Here is a 16,105-nt window from a genome sequence, read left to right as displayed (position 1 = left end):
ACTTTTCTTTACTTAACCCTAGCACGCCTCAAGCTGTATTCGGGAGGTGTTTCAGAAAATAAAAAAGAACCCGCGGTTTAGGGGGGGGTAATGACCGCGGGTTCCGGCCACGCTGTCCTCATAAAGAGAATGGGGCCTGGTTCCCATTAGCAGGGAGCTGCGAGGGGGGGATTACGCGCTCCCAAGGGAACTGCCTCAAATCTAGCCCTTGGGTTTACCGAAAGTCAAGCGTCTGAAAGACATTGCTTAGACATTATTTTAGGGCGCGTTTCCCCCTTTCCCACCAAATATACGCTCACACGAAAACCACTTATCGAAAACTTATTGAAAACTGCACTCAAAGTACCTAGTCTAGATAGATATCGCAGAGCAGTTCCCGTACCTAAAACTCACTCACGCCTAAGGAGCCAGCTCATCGTGAGCACGCCAGTGACCAATAAGCTTCCCAAAATCGGCCAGCGCAACACCCGCCAGCGACGCGCAGTCGCGGAGATCCTCGAAGGGCTCACAACCTTCAGCAGCGCCCAGGATATCCACCAAAAATTGGTCGACCAGGAACACAAAGTTGGTCTGACCACCGTCTACCGCACGCTGCAGCAAATGGCAGATGCGGGTGCCATCGACACATTGCACGATGATTCCGGTGAGACCCTGTACCGTGCCTGCGCCACTGACGATCACCACCATCACCTGGTGTGCACCTCGTGCCGCCGCACCGTGGAAATCGACGGCGGCCCCGTCGAAGAGTGGGCTGCGGAAACCGCCAGGAAGTTCGGCTACGAAAAGTCCGGCCACACCGCTGAGATCTTCGGCCTGTGCGGCGACTGCCAGAAGAAAGCCGCCCAAAAGAACTAGACGTTAAAAAGCGAGCCGAGCAGGTACGTCGCCCCGGCAGCGCCGAAACCGATCAGCAGCTGACGGAGCGCGCGACGCCCCGGCTCCACGCCAGATAGCAAGCCCACCAAAGACCCGGTGAACATCAGGGCAAGCCCCACCACCACGCAAGCTACGATCGCCGCAGCCGAGCCAGACATGCCGAAGAGATACGGCAGCACTGGGATCAAGGCGCCGACTGCGAAACACAGGAAGCTGGATATCGCGGCGGAAAAGCCCGACCCGCCTTCCTCATGATCGCCGTACACGACGCTAACCTTCTCGGCGTCGAAAGGCTGCTCGCCGACTGGCTTATTCGTCTCCAAAATTGAATCAAAAACCCGGCGCGCACGGGTGGCGGCTTCTTCCTCACTCATGCCGCGCGCCCGGTATACCAGCGCCAGTTCGTTCTGGTTCACGTCCAAGTTCGGCAGTGAACGGCTGGCATTGGGATCCGGAGCATTGGCGCCTAGCAGCTCCTTTTGGGAAGTCACCGAGACGTACTCACCCGCTGCCATCGACAAGGCACCGGCCAACAGACCCGCGATACCCGTGACCAACACCAGGTGAGACGATCCACCTGTACCGACCATGCCCAGCACCAGGGCCAAGTTCGAGACCAGGCCGTCATTGGCACCAAAAATCGCCGCGCGGAAATCACCTGACATGCGGGCGCGACCGCGCGCCGCCAGACCCCGGACGACCTCCGCGTGAATCGCTTCATCTGCAGCCAACTGGTCGGAAGCATCTTTATCGGACACGTACTCATTACGCTGTTCGGACGACTGCATCAGCGCCAACACGAATACAGAGCCGAAGCGCCTGGCCATCCACGCCTTCATGCGTGTATCCAAGCTGGCTTTACGCGGCAGCCCCACGTACTCGCCCAGGCGATTCTTCCAATATGCCTCGTGGCGGGCCTCTGCTTCTGCCAGGCCGAGCAGAATCTCGCGTTCCTCGCCGGTCCGTTTGCGCGCCAATTCGCGGTACACAGCACCCTCGGCGCGCTCGTTGGCTAGGTATTGCTGCCAGCGCGCGATCTGCCGCTTCGTCGGTTGCGGCTGTCCCGCCATTTCTTCACCTGTACCGTTCGCATCACCATTACCGCTCGCATCACCATTACCGTTCACCTCGTTCATGGCGTTCACTTCACTCCCCCGAAGCGTCGGTCGCGCTTGGCGAACTCCAACACCGCCGCACGCAAATGGTTGGGCGTGTAATCGGGGAATAGCACATCCTGGTACACCATCTCTGCGTAGGTGGACTGCCAGGGTAGGAAGTTCGAGGTACGCATCTCCCCCGACGGGCGCAGAAACAGATCCACATCCGGCATGTCGGGTTCGTCCAGATACCGCGCGAATGTCTTCTCGTTAACCTGGCGGGGCTTTAGTTTCCCCGACTTCACGTCTTCAGCGATCAGCCGGGCGGCATCCGCAATCTCCGCACGGCCGCCGTAGTTCACGCACATTCCCAGGGTCATGGTCGTGTTATTCTTCGTCAGCTCCTCAGCCTGTTCCAACTCCGAAATCACCGTGCGCCACAGGCGCGGGCGTCGCCCCACCCAGCGAATCCGCACGCCCAGGCTGTTGAGGTAGTCACGCTGCCTCCGCAGCACATCCCGGTTGAACCCCATCAAGAAACGAACCTCATCGGCCGACCGGCGCCAGTTCTCCGTGGAGAAAGCATAGGCAGACAAATAGTCCACCCCCAGCTCAATGCATTCCTCCACCAGAGACATTAAAACGCCTTCGCCTCGACGATGCCCCTCGGTGCGGGGCATGCCGCGCTCCTGTGCCCAGCGCCCATTGCCGTCCATCACCAATGCGATGTGCTTCGGGCGGAGCTCCTGTGGAATCTCGGAGCGATCGACATGCGGATACTCGGTGCTACTCACCTGTACCATTTTGCCACACAGCTTTCCCCTGCCCTAGCCCCGCAAATCCAATGCGAGCCCCACCCTAGCCGCCCATCTGAGGCGAGCGTTTCTATAGCGCTGCAAATGCCGGGCAGCTGACCTCGAGTTGTTGGCGGACATGAGCCAGCAGCAAACGATGCGATTGTGCGGCGATGTCCTGCGCCTGCTGGTTGCGGATTTCTTGGGCTGCTTGGTCGTGACGCCCCTTTTTCAGTAGCCACAGCAGGTGTACCGCCGCCGAGGGAGGCGTGAACGCGCCTGGAGGTCTGCAGGTCACGCACACCGCGCCTCCTGCCGCAGGATGGAATGCCCGGTGGGGTCCACGCTTCCCGCACTGCGCACAGTCGACCAAGCTGGGTTCCCAACCGGCGATCTCAAGCCCGTGCAAAACGAACTCGTCGGCTACGCAAATTGGAGGTAGATCGGAGGTGGTGAGCTGCTGGAGTGCGGCGTCCAAAAGCACAAAGATCGAGTCTGACGAAGAGGGTTCAGCGGAGAAGACCTGAGCCATCTCCAGCATCGCCGCGCCCGCGTAAAAGCGATCAACATCTGCGACGATCGGCGAAGCATAGGTGGCGACGGTCTCGGCGTCGGTGATGTTTGCCAGCGTGCGCCCGGGGTAAATTTGCACATCAACGCGGGAAAAGCGATCCAGCCGGGCACCGAAACGGGAGCGAGTTTTACGGATTCCCTTCGCTACAGCGCGTACCAGGCCGTGTTCCTTTGTCAGCAGAACGAGGATCAGGTCGGCCTCACCCAATTTGTATGTGCGAAGCACAAAGGCCTCGTCCCGAAAGCTGGGACGAGACCTTCTACTCATGAAGAGCAAGTATAGCGTTAGGCCGGCAGACCCCGCTGCTTGATGCGACCCCAAGCGGCAGCCGTGTTGACCAGTGCGACGACAATCTCCAGCGTCATGCGGATAACCGCAAGGTTGATAACCGCTTGGACGAAAATGATTGCGGTTCTGACGAGATTCTGAACTACGAGAAGCCCGCCGGAATTCTCGGAATCCGTGTCGCCATTCGTGCCAGTATCCTCAAAGTTCATTTCCTGCCCCGCAGTCGAGGAGGGGACAATGTCTGTCCACGTGGTCAGCAGTGCCAACACCACCCACAATACGACAATGACGATTGCGATGATGTACAGAACTCGCATGAACGACTTGGATGCGTATTTAGTAAACCCCAGGTCGAAGAGTGCGGAAAAGAAGGATTCGTTCTTCATCTGCTAGCTCCCGATGGTGGAGTTACGCGCCTGCCGCTCGTCGATGGACTGCACCGACTGTGCAGTACGGATGATGGAAACGGCGACCTCCAGTCCGACGCGGTAGAACGCCAGCCAGGCAATGGCACCAAGGATAACCAGCGGCAGTGCAATGATCACGAGGAGGATCGACGAGGAATCCTGGGCCATAGCGGCCAGGAGACCAATGATGGCCAGCACCACGAACAGGCCGACGACGATCATCAGCAGGGTGTACAGCACCTTCACGACGGATGGGGTGACATAGCGAGTAAAGCTGAAATCAAATAGTGCGGAGAAGAATCCGTCCTTGTCGGCACCTGTCGAGTTCGCGATGGTCTGGTTCGGGTAAGCGGCCCAGTTATTAGCATTCGAGTCCTGGCCGAATCCACCCTGCGGATTTTGCTGACCGTACTGGTCATAGGCGCCCGGTGCGCTCTGCTCGTAGGAACCCTGTGGATATGCCTGGGTGGAATCCTGCCCAAATGGCTGGCCGTAGTCCTGGCCGTAGCTCTGGCCACCCTGGCCAAGATCCTGAGTCTGGTCTTGTCCAGCCGCATTGTAGCCAGCGCCGTTGTTTGCGGCACCGTCCGCGGAGTGCTTGCCGGAGCCTTCAGAGCCGTAGGGGTTAGACGGAGTCGTCACGAGTAGCCTTTCCTCTTAGCGTGCGAGCTGTCTTGGGTAATAGCTCGCAGCGCAAGTCATTCGAAATAGTTTTAAGTCGAGCCCAAAAAATAGATTTCAGCGCTCGGTGGCTTTCACGCTATCGCAAATTTGCTTCTGCCGCTGAGGAACAAGTTGAGGAACGAGCGGGACGCTAGAAGCCCATCCGTCCCAGTTGCTTCGGGTCAGACTGCCAGTTCTTCGCAACCTTGATATGCACGTCCAAGTAGATGTTCTGGTCCAGCATCTTCACGATTTCCAGCCGTGAACGGTGGACGATGCGAGACAGGCGCCGCCCGTCCTTGCCACGCAGGATCGACTTCTGCCCCTCGCGCTCCACGTAAATTACAGCGTGCACATCCAGCACACCTTCACGCTGGGGATTAGGCACGACCTCCTCAATCTGCACCGCCACGGAGTGCGGCAATTCGTCATGCAGCCCTTCCAATGCCGCCTCGCGGATCAGCTCCGCCATGCGAGTATCCCGGTCATCGTCGGTCACGTGATCGTCCGGGTAGAACTTCGGCCCCTCGGGAAGCTTGTCCCGCAGCACATCGAGAAGCACGTCTAGCTGCACCTGCTTGGTGGAGGAAACCGGCACTACGTCCGCCCCATCCAAAAGCTCGTGCAATGCCAACAGTTGGGCACCGACCTGATCCTTGGAGACCTTGTCCAGCTTGGTGACCACACCGATCAGCGGGGTTTTCGGCGCGACATTGCGTACGGCGTCCACAATCCAGCGATCCCCGGGGCCGATCTTCTCGTCCGCGGGTACGCACATCGCAATTACATCGACATCCGAGTACGTCTCCTTAACCACCTCATTCAACCGCTCACCAAGCAGCGTGCGCGGGCGGTGCAAACCGGGGGTGTCCACCAGGATGATCTGTGCGTCGTCGCGGTGCACAATGCCACGGATGGGGTGGCGGGTGGTCTCCGGCTGGTTCGCAGTGATGGCGATCTTCTCTCCCACCAGCGCATTTGTCAGTGTGGACTTGCCAGTATTCGGGCGGCCTACAAAGCTCACAAACCCGGAGCGGAAGCCCTCCGGCGCGCGGTATTCCTCCGGTACCTGCATCTCCTCCGGCGCCACGCTAGCGCCTTCCGGCATGCCCGCAGCCGGGTCGAAGGGGTCTTCGGGGATATAAGGATCGTTCATGGTCATCAAGTATCCCTTATCCCTGGTCTTTATCGCTAACGCTGTCGTCATGGGACGCGTTAAGGTACGACGCCGCCACGGCCATTCCCTCCCCAGCTTCACCAACGCGGCCCTCCGCTCCATCCGGCTGTTCGCGGTAAACCACTGCAGAGCGGATCTTCACACGTCCTCGGCGATTGCGCCCACCCTCATAACGGAAATGCAAACCCGCGGTGGAAATTTCCGCCCCAGGAATCGGCACCCTGCCCAGCTCAAATGCGCCGAGTCCATAGACCGTTTCCACTTCCCCGTGCTGTTCCTCGCTGAACTCCACATCCTCGAAGAGTTCCTCCAGCTCCTCTAAGGAAAGGCGCGCCTGTACCCGGTAGCTGCCGTCCTCCAACGGTTCGATGGGAGCTTGCTCCGTCAGGTCGTACTCGTCGGTGATTTCGCCGACGATCTCTTCCAAAATGTCCTCAATAGAGATCAACCCGGCTACCGCACCGTACTCGTCGATCAGCATGGCGATATGCACCTGATCGCGCTGCATGTCCTCCAGCAGATCATCCAACTTCTTGGAATCGGGCACGAATACTGCCGCTCGCATGCAGTCCTTCACTAGCTTGGAATTACCGCCATCGGACATGTGATAGGTCTCTGCGATGAGGTCTTTGAGGTAAATGACGCCCACAATGTCATCCACGTCCTCGCCCACCACCGGCAGACGGGAAAGCCCGGTGCGCACACACAAACTAGTGGCCTGGCCAGCCGTTTTATCCGCTTCGATCCAGACCATCTCCGGTCGCGGCACCATCACGGAACGCGCCGAGGTGTCGGCGAGATCAAAGACGGATTGGATCATGCGCCGTTCGTCGAGCTCCACCACGCCGCGTTCCGACGCAATGTCCACCATCTCGCGCAGCTCGATTTCCGAGACGAAGGGGCCATCGCGGAAGCCCCGACCGGGCGTCAGCACATTACCGGTCCGCACCAGCAGCTTGGCGATGGGCCCTAGCAGCTTGGATACGCCCAACAAGATCGGAGCGGTGGCCAGGCTGATGGTATACGGGTTTTGACGGCCAAGGGTGCGGGAAAGCACCCCGATCAGGATGAATGTCAGCAGCGTGACAATCAGAATGGCCGTGGAGAAAGCCCAGTTGCGCGATCCCATGAGCGTCACACACGCCGAGGCTGCCAGCACCGCACCAGATACCTCACAGATGGTGCGCAACAGTACGAGCAGGTTGATATGCCCGGCACGCCCCTCCAACACTCGCTCCAGCCTGGGCGCCCCCGCGCGATCCTCCTTCACCAGGTTTTCCACCCGTGCGGGGGAAATAGAAGAAACAGCGGTTTCCACCAGCGACAGCACACCGCCGAGGAAAAGCGCGAGGATTGCGAAGGGGATGGATAAGGGGATGTCGATCATCACTAAAAGTTTCTAGAACTTCCTATTTCTGTGTATCGTCGCGGTCCGCTGCGCTGGGGAACGCCCCAGCACCCGTCGGTTTCGGAGCGAAATGCACCCCACGTTCTTCCTGGGAGTCGTACCAATTCGCCAGGATCTCGTTCTGGAGCGCGAACATTTTCTGTTCCTCGTCGGGAGTGACGTGATCGAAGCCCAGCAGGTGCAGCACGCCGTGGACGGTAAGGAGGTCCAGCTCGTGAGCCAAGGAGTGACCCGCGCGGGTGGCTTGTCCCTCAGCGAAGTCGGGGCACAGCATGATGTCCCCCAGCATCGCCGGGGAGGGTTCCGCGGCATCTTTGCGACCCCAACCTGGCGTCAATTCGTCCATAGGAAAGCTCATCACATCAGTAGGACCGGGCAGGTCCATCCAACGAACGTGCAGGTCCTCGATGGTTTCAAGATCAACTATGTGGATGGATAGCTCGGCAGCTGGGTGGACGTCGAGAGTCCACAGTGCGTAGCGAGCAACGTCGATCAGCTCTTCCTCGTTGACCTCGCCCCGACCGGATTCATTAAAAACTTCGATGCTCATGGATACTTGCCTCTCGGTGGTTGTGTGTCCCGCTGCTAGATTTCATTTTCCATCTCGTAGGTGCCGTAAGCCTCCACGATCTTGGAAACCAACCGGTGGCGCACCACGTCGTCGGAATCCAGGTTAATGATCGATACGCCATCCACGCCGGTGAGCACCTGGCGGGCAACCTTCAAACCAGACTCCTGGCGATTCGGAAGATCCACCTGGCTGAGGTCGCCGGTGATAACCATCTTGGAGCCAAAGCCCAAGCGGGTGAGGAACATCTTCATCTGCGCCGGGGTGGTGTTCTGAGCTTCGTCCAAGACCACGAAGGAATCATTGAGGGTGCGACCACGCATGTAGGCCAGTGGTGCCACCTCAATCACGCCTGTTTCCATCAACCGCGGGATCGTCTCGGGATCCACCATCTCCCGCAGGGCATCGTGCAGTGGTCGCAAGTATGGGTCGATTTTGTCGCTCAGCGTACCGGGCAGAAAACCTAGCTTCTCCCCTGCCTCCACGGCCGGGCGGGTCAGGATAATGCGATTAACGTCCTTAGCCTGCAGGGCCTGCACCGCCTTGGCCATCGCCAGATACGTCTTACCGGTACCGGCTGGGCCGATGCCGAAAACGATGGAGTCCTCATCAATGGCTTCCACATACTCCCGCTGTCCGAGAGTCTTCGGACGCACCGCCTTGCCACGGTAGGAGACGATGGGAGCCATGTCGCCGCTGGAAACCAGCGCCGGAGCCTGTTTTTCCACCAGCGTGATCGCGCGCTTGGTGGCCGCAGGATCCACAACGTGGCCGCGTTCCACCAGGTTGATCATCTCCTGCAGCACTCGACGGGCTTGGGAGACCTCGGAGGCCTCGCCCCGGATGGTCACGCGATTGCCGCGGGTGAGGATGTCTGCTTCAAAGGCGTGCTCCAGCACCCGCAGGTTCTCGTCTGCCGGGCCGGCGACGCCTACGACAGAATCCGGGTCTAGCTCCACGGTGGAGCTGGCTACGCGGGGGCGTGGCGACCTCACGGAGTTTGTAGGAGTCATGTGTATAGATCCTACCGCCAACGCTCAGTAACAGCGCCGATGGCGCCCAGGGCTACTGCTGCGGCTGTTGCGGTGCGCAGAACCTCGGGTCCCAGGCGAACCGGCACCGCACCCAAGTCTGCAAACTCTGTAAGCTCCTCCGGGCTAATACCACCTTCCGGCCCGACAACCAGAGCCAGCTCTGTTACTGCGCCGGTTTCTGTGACGCCAGTTCCAGCGGCGCCGGTTTCAGCCATCGCTGCCTGCACCACAGCTGGCAGCGGTTCGGTGGCCTCTTCATGCAGCACCAACACCCGCGTCGTGGCTGCAGAATCCACGGCAGAGCCCAAGGAAGACTCAGCCAGTCCCAGCAGTTGTGCCAGCTCCTGCGGGCTGCGCACCAGGCCGGTGACCTCTGGAATCTGCAAGCGACGGGACTGCTTCGCCGCTGCGCGCGCAGCATTTTCCCACTTTGCGTGTGCCTTGGCTTCCTTGCCGTCCCACTTGGCAATCGCCCGCCGGGCTGCCCACGGCACAATTCGATCCGCGCCCGCCTGCACCATCAAGTCCACAGCCAGCTCCGCCCGGTCGGATTTGGGAATTGCCTGCACCACCGTCACCCGCGGATGTGGGGAAGGAAAGTCGAGAATGCCGGTGACCTCCACGGTGGCGTCACCAAGAAAAGAACCCTGCACTGCACGGGTGGTGCCATCGGTGACGACCAACCCCTCGCCCACCTCCAGGCGTTTAACGGAGGCGTGCTTTGCCTCCGCACCAGTCAGGCGGAAGCGATCGCCCGTGGCGACGGGCTCCGGGATGGGGTGGATAAACACCGGGTCCGTCATGGGTTAGCGACCAAACTTCGAGCGCAGGCGGGAGAAGAATCCGCTGTCTGATGCGTCCTTGGTGGTCACACCGGCGTGCTGGTTGCTCGCTTCGCGCAGCTTCTCCAGCAGGTCGCGCTGCTTGTGGTTCAGGTCGGTAGGGATCATGACCTCCACGTGGGCGATCAGCGACCCGTGGCCCTCGCGGCGCAGGTGGGGCATGCCCTTGTCCGATAGGCGGATGGTGGCATCCGGTTGGGTGCCGGCTGCGATATCGACGGTGGTAATGGAGTCATCCAGCAGCTTGACCTCCACCGACGTACCCAGCGCAGCTTCCACAGCTGGCACCTGCAGGTTGACGTGCAGGTCATCGGACTCGCGGATGAAGTACGGGTGCTCAGAAGTGTGCACCTCCACGTAGAGATCGCCAGCAGGGCCGCCGCCCGGGCCTACTTCGCCCTTGCCGCTCATGCGCAGGCGCATGCCGTCGGAAATACCAGCGGGAATGGAAACCTTGAGGGTCTGGCGGTCGCGCACGCGGCCGTCCCCCGCACAGTTTTCGCACGGATCCTGGATGATTTCGCCCGTACCGGCGCAGCGGTGGCACGCGCGACGAACCTGCACGCGCCCCAGCATAGAGTTCTGCAGTTCCATCACCTCGCCTGCGCCCTGGCAGGTGGGGCAAGTCACCGGCGCGGACTTGGAGGCCGAACCAGTGCCATCGCAGACATCGCACAGCACAGCGGTCTCCACAGTGATGTCGCGATCAATGCCAGAGTAGATTTCCTCCAACGTGGCCTCGATACGCACCAAAGCATCGTTGCCGCGGCGTACGCGGGACTCGCGTGGCCCGCGCTGGCCACCCCCGCCGAAGAATGCGTCGAAGATGTCCCCCAGGCCACCGCCCCCGAAACCGCCGAATCCGCCGGCACCTGGCTGGCCAAAGCCTTGCTCCTCCGGGTCACCGCCCGCATCCACGATCTGACGCTTCTGCGGGTCCGTCAATACCTCCTGGGCAAGGGAGATCTCACGGAACTTCTCCGCGGCCTCCTCCGAAGGGTTAACGTCCGGGTGGTACTTGCGCGCCAGGCGACGGTACGCCTTTTTAATTTCGGCGTCCGTAGCGTCGCGATCCACACCGAGGATTCCGTAATAATCTCGAGCCACGTTGAGCGGGTCCTTTTCGCGTGTTTACTAAGTCTTTTGTTCTAAACCAACTGCACCAGTCTACTATTCCTACTCCTCGCTCAAAATCCGCGAGACATAGTGCGCCACTGCTGTCACCGAGGAAATCGTGCCCGAGTAGTCCAGGTGTGTCGGCCCCACCACGCCCATGCCACCGAGCACCGCGTTGGCGTTGCCATACCCGGCGGAAACGACCGAAGCGCCACGCAGTTCTTCATCTTCGTTTTCCTCACCGATACTCACCTGAACCTGGAGGTCGCGCACGCTGTTCAGCAGTTTAAGCACCACGACCTGCTCCTCCAGAGCCTCCACTACGGGGCTCAGTTCGGACGTGCGCATAAGGTTCGGGGTACCCGCCAAAATCAGGCGGTCGTTCGGACGCTCCAGCAGCGTCTCCACCAGCACGGTCGTCACCACGAGCGCCACGTCCCGCAGCTCTTCCGGCATACTGTTGCCCTTGGCTTCGCTGGCTAGGGCGGCAATGTTTGTGCATGCATCGTCGAGGGTGCGCCCCACCATCGCGGAGTTCACCAGATCGCGTAAGCGTGGAAGGTCGTCATCACTTATCGGTTGACCCAGGTCGACATTGCGCTGATCCACGCGGCCCGTGTCGGTAATCAGCACCAGCAGAATGCGGTGGCTACCCAATTTCACCAACTCGCAGTGCTTTACCCGCCCGCGCCGTAGATCCGGCATCTGCACCACCGCCACCTGGCGGGTGAGCTGCGAAAGTAGCTGCACACTGCGGCGCAGCACATCCTCCAGGTCCACACCGTGTTCCAAGAAATCCAGAATGGCACGCCTCTCGGGCGTACTCAGCGGCTTGACCTCATGGATGCCGTCGACGAAACGACGGTACCCCTTCACAGTGGGGATGCGCCCGGAGGAGGCATGCTGTTGCGTGATATACCCCTCAGCCTCCAGCACCGCCATATCGTTGCGGATCGTGGCGGAGGAAACCCCCAACTGGTGCCTATCCACCAGCATCTTCGAACCCACCGGCTCGTGCGAGGCGATGAAGTCGCTAACAATCGCCCGCAGCACCTGGTTTCTTCTGTGTTCCGTTCCGCTGGACATGTTCTTCACCCCTTCTGTGAGCTTGTGTGGCGTTTATAGCCCCAGCGCCAGCACGATATCCGTGACGATTCCATCGGCTAGGTAGCGCCCTTTATCCGTCAATATTAGGCGCTCACCGCGTTTATCTAGCAGGCCCAGACCCGTATAGCGCTCGATTACCTGTTCCAGCTCGGCGTTTCCCTGGCTCCCCGCCAGTTCGGTCAGCGCCAGTCCCTCGGCCAGGCGGAGCCGCAGCATCACCTGTTCGGTACGCAGATCTGCGTTGCTTAGGCGCTCGGTGGTCACTACCGACCCGGGCACGGGCAGGCCGTCCTTTGTTGTTGACGCCCCTTCGTTCTCAGCCAGCAACCCTTCCCAATAGGTCGCCGGACGTTTCGCATTCACTAGCCTCACCAAGCCAGATTCGCTGTGCTTCTCCCCGCGCAGCTGCACACATCCGTGGGCGCCGGGGCCTGCACCCCACCACTGTCCGGAACGCCAATAGATCAGGTTGTGCTGGCACTCCCCGCCTGGCTTCGCCCAGTTCGAAACCTCGTACCAGGAAAAGCCGGCCTGCCGCAGACGGGAATCGATGGCGTCATAACGATCCGCAAGGGTGTCCTCGTCCGGGGCGGGCAACTCACCACGGCGCACTTTCCGGGCCATGGCCGTGCCGTCTTCGACGATGAGGGAATAGGCAGAAACGTGGTCAACATCAGCCTCCAGCACCGCGTCGAGGGTACGGCTTAAGTCCTCATCCGTCTCCGTGGGAGTGCCATAGATAACGTCCAGGTTGATGTGCTCAAAGCCCGCCTGTTTAGCCTCCCGTGTGGCCACAATGGGCCGCCCTGGGGTGTGTTGGCGTTCTAGCACTTTCAGTACATGTCCTACGGCGGACTGCATGCCTAAGGAAATGCGGTTGAAGCCAGCCTCCCGCAGCTGCGCGAAGAACTCCGGACTGGTGGATTCCGGGTTGGCTTCTGTAGTGACCTCAGCATCCGCCGCCAATCCGATCGTGCGACGAGCCGCGTCCAGTGCGCGGGTCAGACCCTCGTGCCCCAGCATGGATGGCGTGCCACCACCGAAGAATACGGTCTGTACCTCGCCGGGATAATCCCACACCTCAGCGGCGATCTCTAGCTCGCGTTCCAACGCATTCAAATAGCCGGGGATGGTATTGCCCTCAGCCGCGCCGAGTTCCTGTGGCGTGTAGGTGTTGAAGTCGCAGTAGCCACAGCGGGTGGAGCAAAAAGGAACGTGAATATAAAGGCCGTGCATGTTGTGCGAGTCTACTTGGCTCGCACCAGCGACCACGTGGTCAGGTAAAACTACACAGCAGTGCCGCGCTTGCGGCGCTGTAGACGGCCAACGATCTCCTCGATTCGCGCGCGTTCTTCCAAAAACTCCGGCGGAGCTTCCCCGCGCATCCCCGCAGCCAACTCCGGTTGGCGAGCAATCACTTCACGCCACTTGGCTGCCAGTTCGATCGTGCGCTGTTCCGCCTTTACATACACCTGAGGAAGCAAAACGGACTGCGATTCCAAAGCACACTGGGTCTGGTTGATCACCCACTCTTCCACCTCACGCAGATCCGCGCGGATGTGCTCGGCTCGTTCGCGCAGCCACATGCGCCAGGAAGCGGTAGAGGCCATCGTCGCTGGAGCCTGGTCGGCAGATACCTCGGCATCCTCTGTCCCAAAGGAACGTTGCGCGGCACTGGAGTGGGAGGCGGCGGAGGTGGTGGCGTCATCAAAAGAACGACGAGCCGACGCAGCAGACGTACCGGGCTTTTTGTGCATGAAGCTCAGCGTGCGCCCGGGGTGCGGATAGTCTCCACTAGTAGTGCTGGCGAGGGTACGCGGGGTGCGGGAGCGCGTGATGCCCGACATGCTGCCCGCCCGCACGCCAGAGACGAAAGCCTGACGCAGACCGTTGAGTTCGGAGAGACCAGGGCGGACTTCGGCGCGCCCTTCCGCGACGATCTCTTCCAATTCAAGGAGACAATCCTCGACCAGGTCGGCATCCCAATCGGCTATGGCCTGGGAGACATGGTTGATGTGGTCGGCGATCTCGTCACCGATGTCATAGATACTTTGGGTGAGCTCGCGAACGCGCAGGGCAGCATCGTAGTGCACGCGTTCTCCTCTCCCCGAGCCCGTCAAAGCCCATGTTTCGGTTAATACCGCAGACAACTTTAAAACACGAACACCGACCGCGCGCGGAGGCGTGGCCGGTGTCTTAGGGCGGATTTCTTAACTTATTTTGAGTTGTAGATCCATGCGATATCGTCGGCGAAGTTCTTGGCAACTACGAAACGCTTTAGCTTCAGCGACGGGGTCACTTCGTCCTTGTCCTCGGTGAAGTCACGGTGGACGATGCGGAACTTCTTAATGCCTTCTGCGTGGGAGACGGTGGAGTTAGCCTCGTTGATCGCGTCCTGGATTTCGGAGCGCAGGACCGGGTTCTTTGCCAGCTCGCGGATTGAAACGTTTTCGGCAATGCCGTTGTTTTCCTTCCACTTCTTGACGGCTTCCTCGTCCAAGGAAATCAAGGCGCCAACGAACTTCTGGTCGTCGCCGACAACCATGGCCTGGGAGACCAGCGGAGCGGAGCGCAGGATATCCTCCATCGGGCCGGGCGAGACATTCTTGCCGCCGGCGGTGACGATGATCTCCTTCTTGCGACCCGTGATCTTTAGGTGGCCGGTGGGCAGCAGCTTGCCGAGGTCACCGGTGCGGTAGAAGCCATCCTCGTCGAAGGACTCGGCGGTGGCCTCCTCGTTTTCCCAGTAACCGGCGAAGACCATGTCACCCTTCAGCAAAACCTCGCCATCCTCGGCAATCTTCACTGTGATGCCACCGAGCGGGCGGCCGACGGTGCCGATGATGTTGTCCGGGGCGAAGTTGGTGCAGGCAGCGGCAGTGCACTCGGTCAGGCCGTAGCCCTCGTAAACGTTCAGGCCTACGCCACGGAAGAAGTGCATGAGTTCCGGGTTGAGCGCAGAACCGCCGGAAATGGCGTAGTCCAGCTCGCCGCCCATGGCCTCGCGAACCTTGGAGTAGACCAGCTTGTCGCCAATTGCGCGGTTGATCTTCTGCTTTAGCGTCGGCCCCTCGTCGGTGTCGAGAGCATGCGAGTAGTCGACTGCGGCGCGTTCTGCGAAGTTGAAGATCTTGGCCTTGACGCCACCACCTTCAGTGGCCTTGGACTTCACTCCCGCGTGCACCTTTTCAAAGATGCGCGGCACAGAGCAGATCAGGTTCGGCTTGGTGCGCTGGAACTCCGCAACGAGGGTGCTCATGTCGCTCCAGTGCGTCTGGGTTGCCCCGCCGACGGTGGCAGCGTGTGCCATAGCGCGAGAGAACACGTGAGCCAGCGGCAGGAAGGTCAGCTTGCGGTAACCGAATGCGGCGGCACGACCCACCGGGTGGGTCAGGATAGCGCGGGCTTCTGCCAGCCAATTGTGGTGGGTCAGCTTGCAGCCTTTTGGGCGACCCGTGGTGCCGGAGGTGTAAACGATAGAGGCGACATCCGAATCGCGAGTGTTGGCAATGCGCTCCTCCAACACGTCCTGTTGGATGCCGGCTTCCTTACCGTCGTTCACGAGGATGTCGATGGCACCGCTGTTGATCTCCAGCACGCGGTTAAGGTGCGCGGAGGTATCGCCTTCTGAACGGTCGCCATCCTTGACGAAAGTGGACAGGCGAGTGAAGTGGCCGGACTTTTCTGCAATGGCGAACTTGGCGCCGGAGTTCCCTACGATCCACTCACACTGGGAGGTGGAAGACGAGGGGTAGATCGGCACGGTGATCGCACCGGCGGCCCAGATGGCGTAGTCCAAAACGGTCCACTCATAGCGGGTGTCGGACATGATGACCACGCGATCGCCAACCTCTACGCCGTTGGCAACCAGACCCTTGGCTACGGAGTAAACATCATCCAGGAAGTCGGCGACGGTAACGTCTACCCATTCGAAGTTCAGCGGACGCTTGAAGAGCACCCCATCTGGGGACTGTGTTCCAAGATCACGCACTGCCGAGAGGCAGGTCTCGTGCTCGTCGATCGTATATAGGGCCTCAGAGGTGTACTCCGTCATGCTGCTCCCTTTGCTCATATCCTGACAGTTGCCTGACCTGGGTTTTTACGCGAAACGCGGGCATAATCTCGAGGTGGAGAACCCACGCGCTCTACGTGAT

Annotated in this window: 16 protein-coding genes; 1 reads left to right on the top strand and 15 read right to left on the bottom strand. The window is 60.3% G+C overall.

Annotated features, from left to right (window positions below):
- Positions 1 to 417 precede the first annotated feature (417 nt).
- Positions 418 to 855: a Fur family transcriptional regulator gene (locus ACWXWJ_RS07845; RefSeq protein WP_293791376.1), complete on the top strand. Its 438-nt coding sequence runs from the start codon at positions 418 to 420 to the stop codon at positions 853 to 855.
- Here ACWXWJ_RS07845 and ACWXWJ_RS07840 read toward each other — a convergent pair.
- The 15 genes from ACWXWJ_RS07840 to ACWXWJ_RS07770 all read right to left on the bottom strand — a co-directional run bounded on the left by ACWXWJ_RS07840 (position 852) and on the right by ACWXWJ_RS07770 (position 16,005).
- Positions 852 to 2,012 (bottom strand): VIT1/CCC1 transporter family protein, encoded by a 1,161-nt coding sequence (locus tag ACWXWJ_RS07840; RefSeq protein WP_473964059.1) that lies wholly within the window; start codon positions 2,010 to 2,012, stop codon positions 852 to 854. The two genes, ACWXWJ_RS07845 and ACWXWJ_RS07840, sit on opposite strands and share 4 nt — an antisense overlap.
- A 5-nt stretch (positions 2,013 to 2,017) precedes the next feature.
- Positions 2,018 to 2,776, bottom strand: coding sequence for an isoprenyl transferase (locus ACWXWJ_RS07835; RefSeq protein ID WP_473964058.1), 759 nt, complete (start codon positions 2,774 to 2,776; stop codon positions 2,018 to 2,020).
- A gap of 82 nt (positions 2,777 to 2,858) precedes the next feature.
- The gene (gene recO, locus ACWXWJ_RS07830; RefSeq protein WP_448307275.1) at positions 2,859 to 3,608 is read right to left on the bottom strand and encodes a DNA repair protein RecO; all 750 of its coding nucleotides are present in this window, start codon (positions 3,606 to 3,608) and stop codon (positions 2,859 to 2,861) included.
- A gap of 17 nt (positions 3,609 to 3,625) precedes the next feature.
- Positions 3,626 to 4,015 carry a DUF4282 domain-containing protein gene (locus ACWXWJ_RS07825; protein ID WP_293791380.1) on the bottom strand — a complete coding sequence of 130 codons (390 nt, stop codon included), beginning with the start codon at positions 4,013 to 4,015 and terminating at the stop codon, positions 3,626 to 3,628.
- 3 nt (positions 4,016 to 4,018) lie between these two features.
- Positions 4,019 to 4,678 carry a DUF4282 domain-containing protein gene (locus tag ACWXWJ_RS07820; protein ID WP_293791381.1) on the bottom strand — a complete coding sequence of 220 codons (660 nt, stop codon included), beginning with the start codon at positions 4,676 to 4,678 and terminating at the stop codon, positions 4,019 to 4,021.
- A gap of 172 nt (positions 4,679 to 4,850) precedes the next feature.
- The gene (gene era, locus ACWXWJ_RS07815; RefSeq protein WP_293791465.1) at positions 4,851 to 5,807 is read right to left on the bottom strand and encodes a GTPase Era; all 957 of its coding nucleotides are present in this window, start codon (positions 5,805 to 5,807) and stop codon (positions 4,851 to 4,853) included.
- 64 nt (positions 5,808 to 5,871) lie between these two features.
- Positions 5,872 to 7,263, bottom strand: coding sequence for a hemolysin family protein (locus ACWXWJ_RS07810; protein ID WP_293791382.1), 1,392 nt, complete (start codon positions 7,261 to 7,263; stop codon positions 5,872 to 5,874).
- A 22-nt stretch (positions 7,264 to 7,285) separates the two neighbouring features.
- Positions 7,286 to 7,834 carry an rRNA maturation RNase YbeY gene (gene ybeY / locus ACWXWJ_RS07805; RefSeq protein ID WP_293791383.1) on the bottom strand — a complete coding sequence of 183 codons (549 nt, stop codon included), beginning with the start codon at positions 7,832 to 7,834 and terminating at the stop codon, positions 7,286 to 7,288.
- A 35-nt stretch (positions 7,835 to 7,869) separates the two neighbouring features.
- On the bottom strand, positions 7,870 to 8,865 hold the full coding sequence (locus tag ACWXWJ_RS07800) for a PhoH family protein (protein WP_473964057.1): 996 nt from the start codon (positions 8,863 to 8,865) through the stop codon (positions 7,870 to 7,872).
- An 11-nt stretch (positions 8,866 to 8,876) separates the two neighbouring features.
- A complete protein-coding gene (locus ACWXWJ_RS07795; RefSeq protein WP_473964056.1) occupies positions 8,877 to 9,689 on the bottom strand; it encodes a 16S rRNA (uracil(1498)-N(3))-methyltransferase in 813 nt (270 codons plus the stop codon).
- Between the two features lie 3 nt (positions 9,690 to 9,692).
- Complete coding sequence (gene dnaJ, locus ACWXWJ_RS07790) at positions 9,693 to 10,835, bottom strand: molecular chaperone DnaJ (RefSeq protein ID WP_473964055.1); 1,143 nt, start codon at positions 10,833 to 10,835, stop codon at positions 9,693 to 9,695.
- Positions 10,836 to 10,904: 69 nt separating this feature from the next.
- Positions 10,905 to 11,930 carry a heat-inducible transcriptional repressor HrcA gene (hrcA, locus tag ACWXWJ_RS07785; RefSeq protein WP_293791387.1) on the bottom strand — a complete coding sequence of 342 codons (1,026 nt, stop codon included), beginning with the start codon at positions 11,928 to 11,930 and terminating at the stop codon, positions 10,905 to 10,907.
- 33 nt (positions 11,931 to 11,963) lie between these two features.
- Positions 11,964 to 13,187 (bottom strand): radical SAM family heme chaperone HemW, encoded by a 1,224-nt coding sequence (gene hemW / locus ACWXWJ_RS07780; RefSeq protein ID WP_473964054.1) that lies wholly within the window; start codon positions 13,185 to 13,187, stop codon positions 11,964 to 11,966.
- Positions 13,188 to 13,237: 50 nt separating this feature from the next.
- Complete coding sequence (locus ACWXWJ_RS07775; protein ID WP_293791389.1) at positions 13,238 to 14,044, bottom strand: hypothetical protein; 807 nt, start codon at positions 14,042 to 14,044, stop codon at positions 13,238 to 13,240.
- 122 nt (positions 14,045 to 14,166) lie between these two features.
- Positions 14,167 to 16,005, bottom strand: coding sequence for an AMP-dependent synthetase/ligase (locus tag ACWXWJ_RS07770; RefSeq protein WP_473964053.1), 1,839 nt, complete (start codon positions 16,003 to 16,005; stop codon positions 14,167 to 14,169).
- Positions 16,006 to 16,105 lie beyond the last annotated feature (100 nt).

The organism is Corynebacterium sp. p3-SID1761 (assembly GCF_055862885.1).
This window is presented reverse-complemented; position numbering and strand designations above follow the sequence as displayed.